14 protein-coding genes and 1 tRNA gene are annotated in these 16,009 nt (G+C 69.0%); 5 read left to right on the forward strand and 10 right to left on the reverse strand.

Features of this window, described 5'->3' with window-relative positions:
* Positions 1-222 precede the first annotated feature (222 nt).
* The 10 genes from AB0K82_RS12190 to dnaA form a co-directional block, all read right to left on the reverse strand.
* A complete protein-coding gene (locus AB0K82_RS12190) occupies positions 223-513 on the reverse strand; it encodes a hypothetical protein (protein WP_364395707.1) in 291 nt (96 codons plus the stop codon).
* A 182-nt stretch (positions 514-695) separates the two neighbouring features.
* Positions 696-769: transfer RNA gene (locus AB0K82_RS12195), tRNA-Ile, on the reverse strand.
* Positions 770-877: 108 nt separating this feature from the next.
* On the reverse strand, positions 878-1,801 hold the full coding sequence (locus AB0K82_RS12200) for a DUF3566 domain-containing protein (RefSeq protein ID WP_364395709.1): 924 nt from the start codon (positions 1,799-1,801) through the stop codon (positions 878-880).
* A 49-nt stretch (positions 1,802-1,850) separates the two neighbouring features.
* On the reverse strand, positions 1,851-4,367 hold the full coding sequence (gene gyrA, locus AB0K82_RS12205; RefSeq protein WP_364395711.1) for a DNA gyrase subunit A: 2,517 nt from the start codon (positions 4,365-4,367) through the stop codon (positions 1,851-1,853).
* Between the two features lie 71 nt (positions 4,368-4,438).
* Entirely contained in the window at positions 4,439-6,379 is a 1,941-nt protein-coding gene (gyrB, locus tag AB0K82_RS12210; RefSeq protein ID WP_364395713.1) for a DNA topoisomerase (ATP-hydrolyzing) subunit B, read from the reverse strand.
* Between the two features lie 294 nt (positions 6,380-6,673).
* Complete coding sequence (locus AB0K82_RS12215) at positions 6,674-7,195, reverse strand: DciA family protein (protein WP_364395715.1); 522 nt, start codon at positions 7,193-7,195, stop codon at positions 6,674-6,676.
* Complete coding sequence (gene recF / locus AB0K82_RS12220) at positions 7,185-8,381, reverse strand: DNA replication/repair protein RecF (protein ID WP_364395717.1); 1,197 nt, start codon at positions 8,379-8,381, stop codon at positions 7,185-7,187. The genes AB0K82_RS12215 and recF overlap by 11 nt, the downstream gene beginning before the upstream one ends.
* Positions 8,382-8,648: 267 nt before the next feature.
* Positions 8,649-9,569 carry a phosphogluconate dehydrogenase (NAD(+)-dependent, decarboxylating) gene (gene gnd / locus AB0K82_RS12225; protein ID WP_364395719.1) on the reverse strand — a complete coding sequence of 307 codons (921 nt, stop codon included), beginning with the start codon at positions 9,567-9,569 and terminating at the stop codon, positions 8,649-8,651.
* 55 nt (positions 9,570-9,624) lie between these two features.
* Positions 9,625-10,746, reverse strand: a complete 1,122-nt coding sequence (dnaN, locus tag AB0K82_RS12230) for a DNA polymerase III subunit beta (RefSeq protein WP_364395721.1) — start codon at positions 10,744-10,746, stop codon at positions 9,625-9,627.
* 460 nt (positions 10,747-11,206) lie between these two features.
* Entirely contained in the window at positions 11,207-13,126 is a 1,920-nt protein-coding gene (gene dnaA, locus AB0K82_RS12235) for a chromosomal replication initiator protein DnaA (protein ID WP_364395723.1), read from the reverse strand.
* A 311-nt stretch (positions 13,127-13,437) separates the two neighbouring features.
* On the opposite strand from dnaA, the gene rpmH reads away from it, so the two are divergent.
* Genes rpmH through AB0K82_RS12260 form a run of 5 tightly spaced genes read left to right on the forward strand, consistent with a single transcriptional unit; the run spans position 13,438 to position 15,835 of the window.
* Positions 13,438-13,575: a 50S ribosomal protein L34 gene (gene rpmH, locus AB0K82_RS12240; RefSeq protein ID WP_252781307.1), complete on the forward strand. Its 138-nt coding sequence runs from the start codon at positions 13,438-13,440 to the stop codon at positions 13,573-13,575.
* Positions 13,576-13,608: 33 nt separating this feature from the next.
* Entirely contained in the window at positions 13,609-13,947 is a 339-nt protein-coding gene (rnpA, locus tag AB0K82_RS12245; protein WP_345367418.1) for a ribonuclease P protein component, read from the forward strand.
* Positions 13,944-14,240 carry a membrane protein insertion efficiency factor YidD gene (gene yidD / locus AB0K82_RS12250; RefSeq protein WP_364395725.1) on the forward strand — a complete coding sequence of 99 codons (297 nt, stop codon included), beginning with the start codon at positions 13,944-13,946 and terminating at the stop codon, positions 14,238-14,240. The genes rnpA and yidD overlap by 4 nt, the downstream gene beginning before the upstream one ends.
* Before the next feature lie 10 nt (positions 14,241-14,250).
* On the forward strand, positions 14,251-15,291 hold the full coding sequence (yidC, locus tag AB0K82_RS12255; protein WP_364395727.1) for a membrane protein insertase YidC: 1,041 nt from the start codon (positions 14,251-14,253) through the stop codon (positions 15,289-15,291).
* Positions 15,292-15,334: 43 nt separating this feature from the next.
* Positions 15,335-15,835 carry a R3H domain-containing nucleic acid-binding protein gene (locus tag AB0K82_RS12260; protein WP_364395729.1) on the forward strand — a complete coding sequence of 167 codons (501 nt, stop codon included), beginning with the start codon at positions 15,335-15,337 and terminating at the stop codon, positions 15,833-15,835.
* Positions 15,836-16,009: the final 174 nt, after the last annotated feature.

The following is a 16,009-nucleotide window of genomic DNA, read 5'->3' on the forward strand; positions in this document are numbered from 1 at the left end:
GCGGTGAATCACTTGCTGGTCGACCTGTGACCGTGCGGCACGGCGAGAGCTGCGATCCATGGAGATTGTCCGTTCTCTCCGTGGAGTGATCGCCTGAGCTCGTACCGGGTGCTCGGGTAAGGCCTCGCCCGAGGCGCTGATATGCCAGCTCTGACCCTTTCCTGGACCGCGGTGGCCGAGCATTCGGTACGCCTTGGGCGGTGGACCCTGCTGTCACTCTCGTCAGCCCCACCTGCTGGCGATCGAGTCAGTGACGACGACCATGGCGGAGACCACGGCCAGGAGACCACTGGTCAAGAAGAACAGGCCGGTGACTCTGGTGTGGAGCAACCGCCGTGGGGTGATCGGCGCGTCGCGTCGGGGAGACGGACGCCATATATCGGGTTGCCGTGCCCACCAAGTCGCCAGGCCTCGGAAGTCGGTCAGCATGGTGATTCCGACCCCGACGCCCCATAGACCCGCGACGCCCACTCCGGCCGATAGGAGCATCGTCTCGGTGGACGTCTGGATCACGACGGCTCCTCAGCCGCAGGCCGCCCCTCGGCGACCTGTTGGCCTTCGCGAACTCCAGCCCGCGAGGGGGCGTGGGGGGCGGAGCCCCCCACATCGGGGGGCTCGGGGGGTCGTCCCTCGAAAAACAAAGCGCGGGCCACCGGGAAGGCGCTCCAGCGCCGACCATGGTGACCCGCCTCGCGTGGGCCTAGGTGGACTTGAACCACCGGCCTCATCCTTATCAGGGATGCGCTCTAACCGACTGAGCTATAGGCCCATGCAGCCGCCCCCGTGTGGAACCAACCGGGGCGACGTCGAGAAACATACCCGATCGTCGGCCCCAACAGGAAATCGAATCCCGTTCTCCGGGGCGGCGGACCGCAGATTACTGGTCGGCCTCCTTGAGAGTGACCTCGACGCCTCCGACGAGGTCGGCGGCCATGTTGTAGATGACCGACCAGACGGTCGCCAGAGCGGTGATGAGGAGGACGTTGAGGGTGCCGATCAGCGCGGTGTAGCCGAGGATCCGGGCCGCGGAGAACCAGCTGGCGGGGTTCAGGCCGCCGCTGGTCTTGCCCTGCAGGTCCTTGATCGTGTTGGTGAGGGCGTCGAAGACGCCCAGCGCCGACAGGATGAGGTAGAGCACGGTGACCGCGACGAACAGGACCAGGAAGCACACCAGCGACATGATGAAGCTGAACTTCATCACCGACCACGGCTCGAACCGGGCGACCTGCAGGTGGGCCTTGCGCGGCGCCTTGCGTCCGGCGGACTTGCCGCCGGCGGGTGGGGTCGCGTCCGTCGGCCGCGGAGCGGGCTCCAGGGCGGTGGAGGAGCCGGGTCCGTACGACGACGGGCCGGGGCCGGTCGCGGAGCCGGTGGAGCCGAACCCTGGACTGGTCTTGGGAATGTCCATGGACGTCGTCCTACCCGACGCGGTGCCGGGCTCGCTCGTCTTCGACGTTTCCGTGGTCGATCCCTCACCCGGGGAGCTCTTGGAACCCCGGGAGACGAGCCGGTCCTTGCTGCCGGCGGCGTCTCCGGTGGGGTCCGGCTTCTTGGGCGGCAGCCTGAGGTCCTGGACGGTGTCCTCGCTGCCGTCCTTATTGGTGGCCAGGTCGATGACGGTCTCCTCCGCCCGATCGGCCGGCTCCACCTCGTTGGCCTTGTCGTCGGTCTTCTTCACCGTCACCTCGTCGGTCGGCGGCCTGTTCGCGGCGCTGGTCTTCTTGCCCGGGCCGCTCTTGCCGCCCTTCCCGGTGGTACGCCCGGACTCCCCGTCGGCGCCCTTTCCGGCGTTGGCCGTCATATAACCTCCCCGGGGAGGCGACTCACGTCATGACGCGCCACGAGGCGTCTCACGCGTCGCTCCCCTCCCCGGACTCTGTGTCCGGCTCAGCCTCGGTGTCCTCGATGGACTCCACGTTCCTCGCGATGGCGACCACACTGTCCCCATCAGCGAGATTCATAAGGCGTACCCCCATCGTGGAGCGCCCAGACTGCTTGATCTCGGCCGCTCGTGTACGGATTACGCCACCGCTGGCAGTCATGGCGTACACCTCATCCTCGGGCCTGACCATGAGGGCACCGACCAGCCTGCCGCGATTCTCCACGATCTTAGCGGTCAGTACGCCCTTCCCCCCACGACCGTGAACGGGGTATTGGTCGGCGGGGGTCCGCTTGGCGTACCCGCCCTCGGTGGCGACCAGCACGTCTTCGCCTTCGAGGACGACGTGCATGTCGAGAACTTCCTGACCGTTGTCGAACCGCATGCCGATGACGCCGGCGGTGGCGCGGCCCATCGGGCGCAGAACGTCGTCGCGGGCGGGGAAGCGGATGGCCTGCGCGCCGCTGCTCACCATGAGCAGGTCGTCCTCGGGGGAGACCAGACGGGCGGCGATGACCTCGTCACCCTCTTCGAGGTTGATCGCGATGAGCCCGGCGGACCGCGGCGAGTCGTACGCCGACAGGTCGGTCTTCTTGACGCGGCCCTGCTTGGTGGCGAGGACGAGGTACGGCGCGACGCCGTAGTCGCGCAGGTCGAGGACCTCGGCGATGCGCTCGTCGGGCTGGAACGCCAGCAGGTTGGCGACGTGCTGGCCGCGGCCGTCCCGGCCGGCCTCTGGCAGTTCGTACGCCTTGGCGCGGTAGACACGGCCCTTGTTGGTGAAGAACAGGATCCAGTGGTGGGTCGTCGTCACGAAGAAGTGGTCGACGATGTCGTCCTGCTTGAGCTGCGCGCCGCGGACGCCCTTGCCCCCGCGCTTCTGCGCGCGGTACAGGTCGGTCTTGGTGCGCTTGGCGTAGCCGCCGCGGGTGATGGTGACGACGACGTCCTCTTCGGCGATGAGGTCTTCCATCGACACATCGCCCTCGAAGGGGATGATCTGGGTACGGCGGTCGTCGCCGAACTTCTCGACGATGGTCTGCAGCTCGTCGCGGACGATCCCGCGCTGCCGCTCGGGCGAGGCGAGGATGTCGTTGTAGTCCGCGATCTCCGCCATGAGCTTGTCGTACTCATCGGTGATCTGCTGGCGCTCCAGGGCGGCCAGCTTGCGCAGCTGCATGTCGAGGATGGCCTGCGCCTGGATCTCGTCGATCTCCAGGAGCTGCATCAGGCCGTTCTGCGCCTCGGCCGCGGACGGCGAGCGCCGGATCAGCGCGATGACCTCTTCGATGCGGTCGAGGGCCTTGAGGAGGCCGCGCAGGATGTGGGCGCGCTCCTCGGCCTTGCGCAGCAGGAAGCGGGTGCGCCGGACGACGACGTCGACCTGGTGGTCGACCCAGTAGCGGACGAACTGGTCGAGGCGGAGCGTGCGGGGCACGCCGTCGACCAGCGCGAGCATGTTCGCGCCGAACGTCTCCTGCAGCTGGGTGTGCTTGTACAGGTTGTTGAGGACGACCTTGGCGACCGCGTCGCGCTTGAGGACGATGACGAGCCGCTGGCCGGTGCGGCCGGAGGTCTCGTCCCGTACGTCGGCGACGCCGCTGATCTTGCCTTCCTTGACCTGCTCGGCGATCTTCAGCGCGAGGTTGTCCGGGTTGACCTGGTACGGCAGCTCGGTGACGACGAGGCAGGTACGGCCCTGGATCTCCTCGACCTCGACGACCGCCCGCATCGTGATGAGGCCGCGGCCCGTACGGTAGGCCTCCTCGATGCCACGGCGGCCGACGATCAGGCCGTGGGTGGGGAAGTCCGGGCCCTTGATCCGCTCGATCAGCGCGTCGAGGAGCGCCTCGTCGGTGGCCTCGAAGTTGTCGAGGTACCACTCGACGCCGGCCGCGACCTCGCGCAGGTTGTGCGGCGGGATGTTGGTGGCCATGCCGACCGCGATGCCGGCCGAGCCGTTGACGAGCAGGTTCGGGAAGCGGCTGGGCAGGACCTCGGGCTCCTGGGAGCGCCCGTCGTAGTTGGGCGAGAAGTCGACGGTCTCCTTCTCGATGTCCCGCAGCATCTCCATGGCCAGCGGCGCCATCCGGCACTCGGTGTACCGCATGGCCGCGGCCGGGTCGTTGCCCGGCGAGCCGAAGTTGCCGTTGCCGTCGACCAGGGGGTACCGCATCGCCCACGGCTGCGCGAGGCGTACGACGGTGTCGTAGATCGAGGCGTCGCCGTGGGGGTGGTAGTTACCCATGACGTCACCGACGACGCGGGCGCACTTGAAGTAGCCGCGGTCGGGCCGGTACCCGCCGTCGTACATCGCGTACAGCACGCGCCGGTGCACGGGCTTGAGACCGTCGCGCACCTCGGGCAGCGCCCGCGAGACGATGACCGACATCGCGTAGTCGAGATAGCTGCGCTGCATCTCGACCTGGATGTCGACCGGTTCGATCCGGTCGGCCGGGCCTTCCGGCGGCAAGGTAACGTCCGTCACCTGAGAACCTCTTCCGCTGTTGAGTCAGTGGCCGGGCGGCACCGGGGATCGGCCCGGTGCCCGAGCGCCGGTCAGATGTCGAGGAAGCGCACGTCCTTGGCGTTGCGCTGGATGAACGAGCGCCGCGCCTCGACGTCCTCGCCCATGAGAACGGTGAACAGCTCGTCGGCCTGGGCGGCGTCGTCGAGCGTGACCTGGAGCAGAACGCGGTTTGCCGGGTCCATCGTGGTGTCCCACAGCTCGTTGGCGTTCATCTCGCCGAGGCCCTTGAACCGCTGCACGCCGTCGCGCGGGCGGGGGTCGCGCTTGCCGCCCGCGATGCCCGCCTCGATGATCGCGTCACGCTCGCGGTCGGAGTAGGCGTAGTCGGAGTCGTTGCCCCGCGCATCCCACTTGATCTTGTAGAGCGGCGGCTGGGCGAGGTAGACGTGGCCGGCCTCGACCAGCGGCTTCATGAAGCGGAACAGCAGGGTCAGCAGCAGCGTGCGGATGTGCTGGCCGTCGACGTCGGCGTCGGCCATCAGGATGATCTTGTGGTACCGCAGCTTCTCGATGTCGAACTCGTCGTGGATGCCGGTGCCCAGGGCGGTGATCATCGCCTGGACCTCGTTGTTCTTCAGGACCCGGTCGATGCGGGCCTTCTCCACGTTGAGGATCTTGCCGCGGATCGGGAGGATCGCCTGGTGCATGGCGTCGCGGCCGCCCTTGGCCGAGCCGCCCGCCGAGTCGCCCTCCACGACGTAGATCTCGCACTTGGCCGGGTCGGTCGACTGGCAGTCCGACAGCTTTCCGGGCAGCGAGGTCGACTCCAGCAGGCTCTTGCGGCGCGTCAGGTCGCGCGCCTGCCGGGCGGCGATCCGGGCGCGGGCCGCCTGCGTGGCCTTGTTGACGACCTCCTTGGCCTCACCGGGGTTGCGGTCCAGCCAGTCGCGGAAGTTCTCGTACATCGCGCGCTGCACGAAGGACCGGGCCTCGGTGTTGCCGAGCTTGGTCTTGGTCTGGCCCTCGAACTGCGGGTCGGCCAGCTTGATCGAGATGATCGCGGTGAGGCCCTCACGGACGTCCTCACCGGCGAGGTTGTCGTCCTTGCCCTCGCGCAGGAGCTTCTGCTCGCGCGCGTACTTGTTGACGACGGTCGTCAGCGCGGCGCGGAAGCCCTCCTCGTGCGTGCCGCCCTCCGCCGTGTTGATCGTGTTGGCGAAGGTGTGCACGGACTCGGAGTACGCCCCGCTCCACTGCATCGCGACCTCGACCGACATGCCGTCGGTCTCCTCGCTGAACGCGATGACCGACTGGTGGACGGTCTCCTTCTTCGCGTTGATGTAGCGGACGAAGTCCTCGATGCCGCCGTCGTAGTGGTACGTGACCACCCGCGGCTCGCCGTTGATGTGCTCCGGCCGCTCGTCGCGGAGGGTGATGGACAGGCCCCGGTTGAGGAACGCCATCTCCTGCATGCGCCGGCTGAGCGTCTCGAAGTTCCACTCGAGCGTCTCGAAGATCGACCCGTCCGGCCAGAAGGTGATCGTCGTGCCGGTCTCGTCGGTCGGCTCGCCCTTCCGCAGCGGGCCCTCGGCGCCCTGCCAGGTGTAGGACTGCCGCCACACGTGGCCGTCGGTGCGCACCTCGGCCTCCAGCCGGGTGGACAGGGCGTTCACCACGGCCGACCCCACACCGTGCAGGCCACCGGAGACGGCGTACGACTTGCTGTCGAACTTGCCGCCCGCGTGCAGCGTGGTGAGGACCAGCTCGATGGCCGGTCGCTTCTCCACCGGGTGCTCGCCGACGGGGATGCCGCGGCCGTTGTCCTGGACCCGGACGCCGCCGTCGGGCAGCAGCGTCACGTCGATGGTGTCGGCGTATCCCGCCAGCGCCTCGTCGACCGAGTTGTCCACGATCTCGTAGACGAGGTGGTGGAGACCGCGCTCCCCGGTGGAACCGATGTACATGCCCGGGCGCTTGCGAACCGCCTCAAGGCCTTCTAGGACAGTGATCGAGCTAGCGTCGTACGCCAAGTGGAGATCCTCCTGCCGGAGGACACGCGCCGCGCAGCTCCCCGTATACACAAGCAGGGCGCCCGATCCACGGGCGGCCCGCAACGGCGATCGTGTCCTGTATCCGGCCTCCATTCTATCCGTCCCGGACCCGTTCTTGGGCCATGTAGGGCGTTCTCAGCGCGCACAAGCGACGAACAGAGTCGCCCGGAGGTCCCCCTACCGGTCCTGGGGGGTCACGAGGCGTACAGACGACGAAAACGAATCAGTGCCCGCCGCGCAAGGCCACTCCCACAGCCTGTGGACAACAGCCTCTCAAGGGGTACGGCGGCGGCCGCCGGTCACCCTCAGTCGGCCCGTCCCGCGCGGCCCCGAGGAGGGGCCGATGACCTTCACCCGCTGAACGGTGCCGTGCCCGAGCTCCTCGTTGAGCCGCTTCACCAGCGGCCCGGACAGCAGGCGCAGCTGCGCCGCCCAGGTGTTGGAGTCGGCGGCCACGACGAGGATCCCGTCCTCGAACGTCTGCGGCTCGGTGTGTTCGGCCAGCTCCGGCCCCACGATCTGCGGCCAGCGCCCGAACACGCCGCCGACCGCGGCCCGCTCCTGCCAGCCGCGGGCCGTGAGGAGCTCCCGGATGGCGGGGCCGAACGCGGTCGGGTCGCCGCCGCGCCGGCCGCCCTCCCGGCCGCCGCGCGCCGCACGCTTCTTCCGCGTCTGCCCGGGCTGGGCGCCGCGCGCCTTCGCGTCGGCCTTGGCCTGCGCGAGGGCCTCCCGGGCCAGCTCGATTCCCGACTTCGGTTCTTCCACAGGCTGTGGATCCCGCTGGTCATCGGACACGGGTGACCTCCCCACTCGCGACCTCGTACGTCGCGCCGCTGAGCCGTTCGGGTACGTCCTCGGGGACCGCCGCGGTGATCAGCACCTGTTCGGCCTGGGCCACCAGATCGGCCAGCCGGGTACGGCGCCCGGAGTCGAGCTCGGCGAAGACGTCGTCCAGGATCAGCACCGGGTCGTCGCCGTCGGCGCGCAGCAGCTCGTACGACGCGAGGCGCAGCGCGAGCGCGAACGACCAGGACTCGCCGTGGCTGGCGTAGCCGCGCGCCGGCAGGTCGCCGAGCCCCAGCACCAGCTCGTCCCGGTGCGGGCCGACCAGGCTCACCCCCCGCTCGAGCTCGCTCTTGCGCGACTCCGCCATCCCCGTCAACAGGGCCTCGGCGAGTTGTGCACGGTCTGTGGACAACTCCGCTTCCCCCGACCGACCTGCTTCCCCGGACGAACCTGTTTCTCCCGACCAACCGGCCCCGTCCGACCTCCCGGGGAGCACGACGGAGGAGCGGTACTCCAGGTCGGCCGCGCCGCCGGGGGCGAGCGCGGCGTACGCCTTGGCGACCAGCGGGCCGAGCGCCGCGACCAGCTCGAGACGGGCGCCGAGCAGTTCGGCGCCCGTACGCGCCAGGTGGGTGTCCCACACGTCGAGGGTGCTCAGCACCTCCGGACCGGGCGCCCGGCGGTGCTGGGCGGCGGATTTCAACAGGGCGTTGCGCTGCTTGAGGACACGGTCGTAGTCCGAGCGCACGCCCGCGAACCGCGGGGCGCGTACGGTCAGCAGCTCGTCGAGGAACCGGCGGCGCTCGCCGGGATCGCCCTTGACCAGGACCAGGTCCTCGGGCGCGAACAGCACGGTCCGCAGCATCCCCAGCACCTCACGGGGGCGCTGGACGGGCGACCGGTTCAGCCGGGCGCGGTTGGCCCGGCCCGGGTTGATCTCCAGCTCGATCAGCGCCTTGCGCTCGTCCCGGACGACCCCGGCCCGTACGATCGCGCGCGGCGCGCCGTGCCTGACCAGCGGCGCGTCTGTGGACACGCGATGGCTGCCGTGCAGCGCGACATAGCCGATCGCCTCGACGAGGTTCGTCTTGCCCTGGCCGTTCGGGCCGAGGAAGGTGCTGATCCCCGGGTCGAGGGCGATCTCCGCGGACTCATACGACCGGAAGTCCTGCAGCGCGAGGTGGGCGACGTACACCCAGATGAGGGTAGGCCCTGTGGACGCTCGCCGCTGCCCGGCCGCACACCGGCCCCGCCGGGCACGGGTGCGGCCTGGACGACACGGTCGTCCCGGCACCGCGGGGAGGCCCTGGCCGCTGCCAGGGCTCCGTAACCGTCGTCCCCAGAACGGGTCGGATTTTCCACAGCCCTGTGGATGATCGGGGACGAATGCGCCCCGGAGCACCGGGGCGCGGGGTCGCGCCCGTCCACAGGGCCTCGGCGACCCGTGGGACCACGGCGGGGCTCAGGACTGCGGCGGGGCGACGTCCGCGCCGGGGGAGTCGGCGCCCTTCAGCGTCTCCACCGCGTGGCCGCCGAACTGGTTGCGCAGCGCGGCGATCATCTTCATCGCCGGCGAGTCGTCCTGCCGCGAGGCGAACCGCGCGAACAGCGACGCGGTGATGACGGGCAGCGGCACCGCGAGGTCCACGGCCGCCTGCACCGTCCACCGGCCCTCGCCGGAGTCCTGTGCATAACCCTTGAGGTGGGCCAGCTCCGGGTCCTCCTTCAGCGCGCGGTCGGCCAGGTCGAGCAGCCAGGACCGGATGACCGTGCCCTCGCGCCAGCTGCGGAACGTCTCCGGGACGTTGTTGACGACGCCGCTGGCCTCGAGCAGCTCCCAGCCCTCCGCGAAGGCCTGCATCATGCCGTACTCGATGCCGTTGTGGACCATCTTGGCGAAGTGCCCGGCCCCGACGGCGCCCGCGTGCACGAAGCCGTACTCGCCCTCCGGCTTGAGCGCCTCGAAGATCGGCATGAGCTGCTTGACGTTCTCGTCGCCGCCGCCGACCATCAGCGCGTAGCCGTTCTGCAGGCCCCAGACGCCGCCGCTGACGCCGGCGTCGACGAAGCCGATGCCGCGCTCGGCCAGCAGCTCGGCGTGCTTCTGGTCGTCCTGGTAGTGCGAGTTGCCGCCGTCGATCACGACGTCGCCCGCCTCGAGCAGCTCGCCGAGCCGGTCGACCGTCTCCCGGGTCGGGCCGCCGGCGGGGACCATGACCCATACCGCCCGTGGGGCGTTCAGCCGCTGGACGAGCTCCTCCAGCGAGCCGACGTCGCTGACCGCCGGGTCACGGTCATAGCCGACGACCGTGTGCCCGGCCTGCTTGATCCGCTTGGCCATGTTGCCGCCCATGCGGCCGAGCCCGATCATCCCGAGTTCCATGAACATCTCCTCAGATGGCGCTCTGTGTCCGTCTGAGCCTAGTTACCCCCGAGATTCAGCTTGACAGCCGGATGGGCATGATCAGGTAGCGGTAGTCCGGATCTCCGTCGTCGGCGGGCTTGCCGGTGATGACCGCGGGCTTCGTCGAGGTCGTCATGGCCAGCCGGGCGACGTCCGACCCGATCGCGCTGAGGCCGTCGAGCAGGAAGTTCGGGTTGAACGCGATGTCGATGTCCTGACCGTCCAGCGACGCGCCCAGAACTTCCACAGCCTGTGCGTCGTCGCCGCTGCCCGCCTCGAGCACGACCTCCTCCTGCCGGAACGACAGGCGGACGGGGGTGTTCTTCTCCGCGACCAGGCCCACGCGCTTCACGGCCTCGGCGAACGGACCCGTCTGGATCTCCGCCACGGCCGAGGTCTCCTTCGGCCACAGGGACTGGTACTTCACGAACTCCGCGTCGAGCAGGCGGGTCGTCGTACGGCGGCCGCCGCCCTCGAAGCCGATCATGCCCTCGCCGCTGCCGCCGGCCGCCAGCGCGATCGAGACCTCCGCGCCCGAGGTGAGGGACTTGGCGGTGTCCGAGAGCGTCTTGGCGGGCACGAGGGCGACCGCGGAGATGTCGGGCCGCTCCGGCTGCCAGCGGAGCGTACGGACCGCGAGACGGTACCGGTCGGTGGAGGCCAGGGTCACGGTCTCGCCCTCGATCTCCACACGCACACCGGTGAGCATGGGGAGGGTGTCGTCGCGGCCCGCAGCGATCGCGACCTGGGAGACGGCGGCGGCGAACGCGTCGCTGCCGATGGTGCCCGCGGCCGGCGGCATCGCCGGGAGGCTCGGGTAGTCCTCCACAGGCATGGTGAGGAGTGTGAACTTCGCCGAGCCGCACTTCAGCGTGACCTTGGCCCCGTCGGTGGTGATCTCGACGGGGGCGGCGGGCAGGCTGCGGCAGATCTCGGCGAGCAGCCGGCCCGACACCAGCGCGGTGCCCGGCTCGTCGGCGTCGATGTCCATCGTCATCTGCGCCGAGACCTCGTAGTCGAACGAGGACAGTTTCAGTTGGTCGCCGGCCTCGATGAGCATCCCGGCCAGGACCGGCACGGGCGGCCGGACCGGCAGCGAGCGCGCGGTCCAGGCAACGGCGTCGGCGAGAACGTCTCTCTCGATGCGGAACTTCACTTTGGACCGTCTCCTGAGGTTTTGATCACCTTGTGTGGTGGAACTTAAGAAACCGTACGGGGCGGGCCGGTGGGCCCGCATGCCCCTCTACGTTTTGACTTTCTTTCTTTGTAGATACAAGGAGAGTCATCGTCATAGGGGCCGTGGATACTGTGGAGAAGCCTAGTCTCCGCAGGTCAGACCCCGTTTCTGTATCCACTGCCGGTGTGCATCGACCCTGTGGATCCCGTGGATGGCTGGGGATGACGAGAATCTGTCCCCACCTCGTCCACCGTCCGTCCCCATCTCATCCACCGATTCACCCCCCTGTTCCACAGGGTTGTCCACCGCGATCCATCCACAGGTTTATCCCCACCCTGTGTAATCCACGATCTCGGGATAACCCCTGTGCATCTCCTGTGGACGCCTGTGGACCGCTGGGGACAAGCGAGGCGTCCGGTGGACGACCGCTGGGGACAACTCACGCACCACCGTTGCGGGCCTGCTGCTTGATGCGGTTCGTCAGCTCGGTGACCTGGTTGTAGATCGGCCGCTTCTCCGCCATCAGCTTGCGGATCTTCTTCTCCGCGTGCATGACCGTCGTGTGGTCACGGCCGCCGAACTGCTGCCCGATCTTCGGCAGCGACAGGTCGGTGAGCTCCCGGCACAGGTACATCGCGATCTGCCGGGCGGTCACCAGCACCCGCGAACGCGACGGCCCGCACAGCTGCTCCATGTCGATCCCGAAGTACGTCGCCGTCTGCGCCATGATCGTCGCCGCGGTGATCTCGGGGCCGCTGTCGTTGGGGATGAGGTCCTTCAGCACGATCTCGGCGAGCTGCAGGTCCACCGACTGGCGGTTCAGGCTGGCGAACGCCGTCACGCGGATCAGCGCCCCCTCCAGCTCCCGGATGTTCGTCGAGATCTTCGAGGCGATGTACTCCAGCACCTCCGGCGGCGCGACCAGGCCCTCCTGCACCGCCTTCTTGCGCAGGATCGCGATACGGGTCTCCAACTCGGGCGGCTGGACGTCCGTGATCAACCCCCACTCGAAGCGGTTCCGGAGCCGGTCCTCCAGCGTCACCAACTGCTTGGGCGCGCGGTCGCTGGAGATCACGATCTGCTTGTTCGCGTTGTGGAGGGTGTTGAAGGTGTGGAAGAACTCCTCCTGCGTCTGCTCCTTGTTCTCCAGGAACTGGATGTCGTCGACGAGGAGGATGTCGACGTCCCGGTAGCGGCGGCGGAAGTTGTCGGCCTTGCCGTCCCGGATCGCGTTGATGAAGTCGTTGGTGAATTCCTCGGAGCTGACGTACCGCACCCGCGCCCCGTTGAACAGGCTCTGCGCGTAGTGGCCGATGGCGTGCAGCATGTGCGTCTTGCCCAGGCCGGAGTCGCCGTAGATGAACAGCGGGTTGTACGCCTTGGCCGGAGCCTCCGCCACCGCCACGGCCGCCGCGTGCGCGAACCGGTTGGACGATCCGATGACGAACGTGTCGAAGGTGTACTTCGGGTTCAGCCGCGCGGGCTCACTCGTCTTCTCGGCCGGGTCCGACGACGGCCGGGACTGCCAGCCGCCACCGGGCGCCGCGCCGGGCGTCGGCACGAAGGGGTCGCGCCGGCCCGGAACGTTCGGCAGTCCCTGCTGGTCGGGGCGGCGCTGCTGGTCCTGCGCGTACGGGCCGCCCTGGCCGCCTGGACCGCTCGGCGCGCCGTACTGGTCGCGGTAGGCCTCGCCGGCATAGGCATCGTTGCCAAAGGGGTCGCCACCGCCGTACTGCTGGTCCGGGCGGTACCGGTCGGAGCCGTATCGGTCACCGCCGTACGAGCCGGTTCCCCGGTTCCCGTATCCGCCGGCTCCCGGCCCACCGGCGCCCGGGTCGCCGTACCCGCCGAGGTTCGGTCCGGCAGGGGCCGGGGCGTTCGGATCGCCGTACGGGGCCGGACCAGGGTCGCCGTACGAGCCGGGGCCCGGGTCACCGTAGGGGCCGGGGCCCGGCTCGCCGTACGGGCCGGGGTCGCCGGACGGTCCGCGCTGCGGCGCGGTGGAGAAGCGGGGACCTTCGAGGCGGTAGCCGCCGGGGCCGTGGGACGGTTGCTCGTGATCGGTCTCCGGCTCCGCGGGGACCTGGCGCTCGGCGGACGGCGACGGGTCGGGCTGCACCGTGACCACCACCCGGATCTCCCGGCCGAGCTGGGCGGACAGCACCTCGGTGATGAACGGGTGGAGGCGGTTCTCCAGCACCTCTTTGGCGAACTCGTTCGGCGTCGCGAGCAGCGCCGTGTCCTCGACCAGGGCCAGCGGCCGGGTCATGGAGAGCCAGGCGCGATGCTGCGGGGGCAGATCGGCGGGCAGGGCCTCCAGGGCCCTCGTCCACACGAGCGCAAGATCCAGCCCGTCCATATCCTGGTTCCCTCCCTCGAAGCGGCCGGCGCCCCGGTAGTGGGCGTTAGTCCTCCCGCGAAACGTCAGACGAACACTCTCTCACGCGTCATCCACAGGGTTGTCCACAACTTGTGCACAAGCCCCGGCGTCATTGGGGATATGTGTGTTCGGTTTGACCGGAGGGCGGCGCAGAACGTAACGTACGACGGTCGAGTCGCATCGACGGCGGTGCTGCGCGCCCGCAGGTCGCCGATCCCTTGCGTGTTCGGGGGTCACGGCGCCCGATGCGACATCAGCATGTTGACCGCAGCACCCCACTGGAGTCTCGAGTGAGCAAGCGTACGTACCAGCCGAACAACCGCCGCCGGCACAAGAAGCACGGCTTCCGGCTTCGCATGCGCACCCGGGCGGGGCGCGCGATTCTGTCGTCGCGCCGCCGCAAGGGCCGCGCCCAAGTCGCGGTCTGAGCAGCGGCGGCTGTGCTGCCGTCCGGACACCGGATGCGGCGGCGAGAAGAGTTCACCTCGGCCGTTCGGCGCGGCGATCGTGCCGGACGGCCTAATCTCGTTCTGCACCTGCAGTTCCGGGACGACGTCGACGAACCCGCCCGAATCGGTTTCACCGTCGGCCGCCAGGTCGGTGTCGCGGTCGTCCGCAACAAGGTTCGTCGCAGACTCCGGCATATCGCGCGAGAACACCTGCATCGGCTCGCACCGGGTAGCCTGCTTGTCGTGCGGGCCAACGCGAAGGCGGCGACCGCACGCCATGAGGAACTCGCTGCGGATCTCGACGCGGCACTCGACCGGCTCCTGCGGCGACAGGTCAAGAGGCGGACATGACGGACAAGCCGACGCTCGCGGCTCGGGCCCTGATAGTGCCCATCCTCTTCTATCGTCGGTTCATCAGCCCGCTTCTCGGCCCGGTCTGCCGCTACCAGCCGACCTGCAGCGCCTACGCCCTAGAGGCGCTTCGCACCCACGGCGCCCTCCGCGGAGGCTGGCTCGCGGTGCGTCGCATCGCCCGCTGCCACCCCTTCCACGCCGGCGGATACGACCCCGTCCCGCCGCGGAAGGGCCGAGCACCACAAGACCTCACGCCGCGCGAGAGCGGCACTGTTTCGGAGAGCACATAGGAGCCAGCCGGTGAGTCTCAGCTTCCTCAGTCCGCTGTTCGAGGCCGTAGCGTGGGTGATCGTACAGATCCACGCCGGCCTGAGCCTGATCTTCCCGGCGGACAGCGGATGGGCGTGGGGCCTGTCGATCTTCCTGCTGACCGTCCTCATGCGGATCATCATCTTCCCGCTGTTCGTGAAGCAGATCCACGCGTCCCGCAAGATGCAGGAACTGCAGCCGCAGGTGCAGGCGCTGCGCAAGAAGTACAAGAAGGACAAGCAGCGCCTCAACCAGGAGATGATGAAGCTCTACCAGGAGGCGGGCGCCAACCCGCTGTCCGGGTGCCTTCCGCTGGTGGTGCAGTTCCCCATCTTCATCTCGCTGTACAACGTGCTGCGCGCGATCTCCACGACGAAGCCGGGCCAGTCGAAGTACGGCATCTCGGCCGATCTGATCGCCAGTGCCCAGCACGCCCACATCTTCGGCGCGCACATCCCCTCGACGTTCAAGGACGCCTTCTCCAGCGGGCACGTGGGCGCGATGGTCGTCACCGGCGCCGCCGTGGTGATCAGCTCGACCACGACGTTCTTCACGATGAAGTCCAGCGTCGGCCGGTCGATGCAGACGATGACCGCCGACAACCCGATGATGGCGTCGCAGAAGTACCTGGTGTACCTCTCGCCGCTGTTCGGCCTCTTCGGCCTCACGCTGCCGCTGGGCGTTCTGATCTACTGGGTCACCACGAACTCCTGGACTCTGGCCCAGTCGCACTACGTGTACAAGAAGTACCCGATGCCGACGCCCGACGCCCAGGGCAACGGCACCGCCGCCACTGCCAAGCCGGGCGCCAAGCCGGCCGCCGGGGCCAAGGCCGGGACCGCCAAGGCGGGCGCCGCGAAGACCTCCCGTACCGCCGTCAAGAACGGTGCGGCGAAGCCCGCGACGGGCAGCGCGCTCGTGGGTAAGGCGAAGAACAAGGAGGAGGCCGCGGCGGAGGAGCCGGTGGACGACACGCCGAAGGTCGCACGCCACCAGCCGACACGCCAGTCGCGGAGCAAGAGGAAGCGATAGCGTGACTTCCCAGTCCAGCCGCAGCACGCAAGAGGAGCCCGGAGTGAGCCAAGCCGAAGCCGAGACCGAGGAGACCGTGAAGGTCGACATCAAGGCGCTCGAGCAGGAAGGCGAAATCGCGGCGGATTACATCGAGGGCCTGCTGGACATCGCCGACCTCGACGGCGACATCGACATGGACGTCGAGGGCGAGCGGGCCCTGGTGTCCGTCGTCGGCGCCACGCTGGACGAGCTCGTCGGACGCAAGGGCGAGGTGCTGGAGGCCCTCCAGGAGCTGACCCGCCTGGCGGTGCACCGTCGCACGGGCGAGCGGAGCCGGCTCATGCTCGACGTCGGCGGCTTCCGCGAGCGCCGCCGGTCGGAGCTTTCCAAGCTCGGCACCGAGGTCGGTGAAGAGGTGAAGCGTACCGGCGAGCCGAAGGCCCTGTCGCCGATGACGCCGTTCGAGCGCAAGGTCGTCCACGACACGATCGCCGCCATGGGCCTGCGCAGCGAGTCGGAGGGCGAGGAGCCCAACCGGTACGTCGTCGTCTACGTCGAATAACCCGGACGACCGCCGCCGCACGGCCGAGCGGGCACCGACCCGCCGCGCCGACCGTAAGCAGAACGGCCCCGCCACTCCCCTTGCCTTCTAGCGATCGTTGCAACACCTCGACCCGGCAGGGGACGTGGTGGGTTTCGAGATCAGGGATCGGTCGGTCGTTCGAGGGCGTAGGCC

It is taken from the genome of Actinoallomurus sp. NPDC052274 (assembly GCF_040679475.1).
GTDB classification, from domain to species: domain Bacteria; phylum Actinomycetota; class Actinomycetes; order Streptosporangiales; family Streptosporangiaceae; genus Actinoallomurus; species Actinoallomurus liliacearum.

Coding starts and splice junctions, on each gene's coding strand:
- yidD (WP_364395725.1), top strand. CDS start 13,944: ATGACGGACAAGCCGACGCTCGCGGCTCGGGCCCTGATAGTGCCCATC.
- rnpA (WP_345367418.1), top strand. CDS start 13,609: ATGCGGCGGCGAGAAGAGTTCACCTCGGCCGTTCGGCGCGGCGATCGT.
- gnd (WP_364395719.1), bottom strand. CDS start 9,569: ATGGAACTCGGGATGATCGGGCTCGGCCGCATGGGCGGCAACATGGCC.
- dnaA (WP_364395723.1), bottom strand. CDS start 13,126: ATGGACGGGCTGGATCTTGCGCTCGTGTGGACGAGGGCCCTGGAGGCC.
- AB0K82_RS12200 (WP_364395709.1), bottom strand. CDS start 1,801: ATGACGGCCAACGCCGGAAAGGGCGCCGACGGGGAGTCCGGGCGTACC.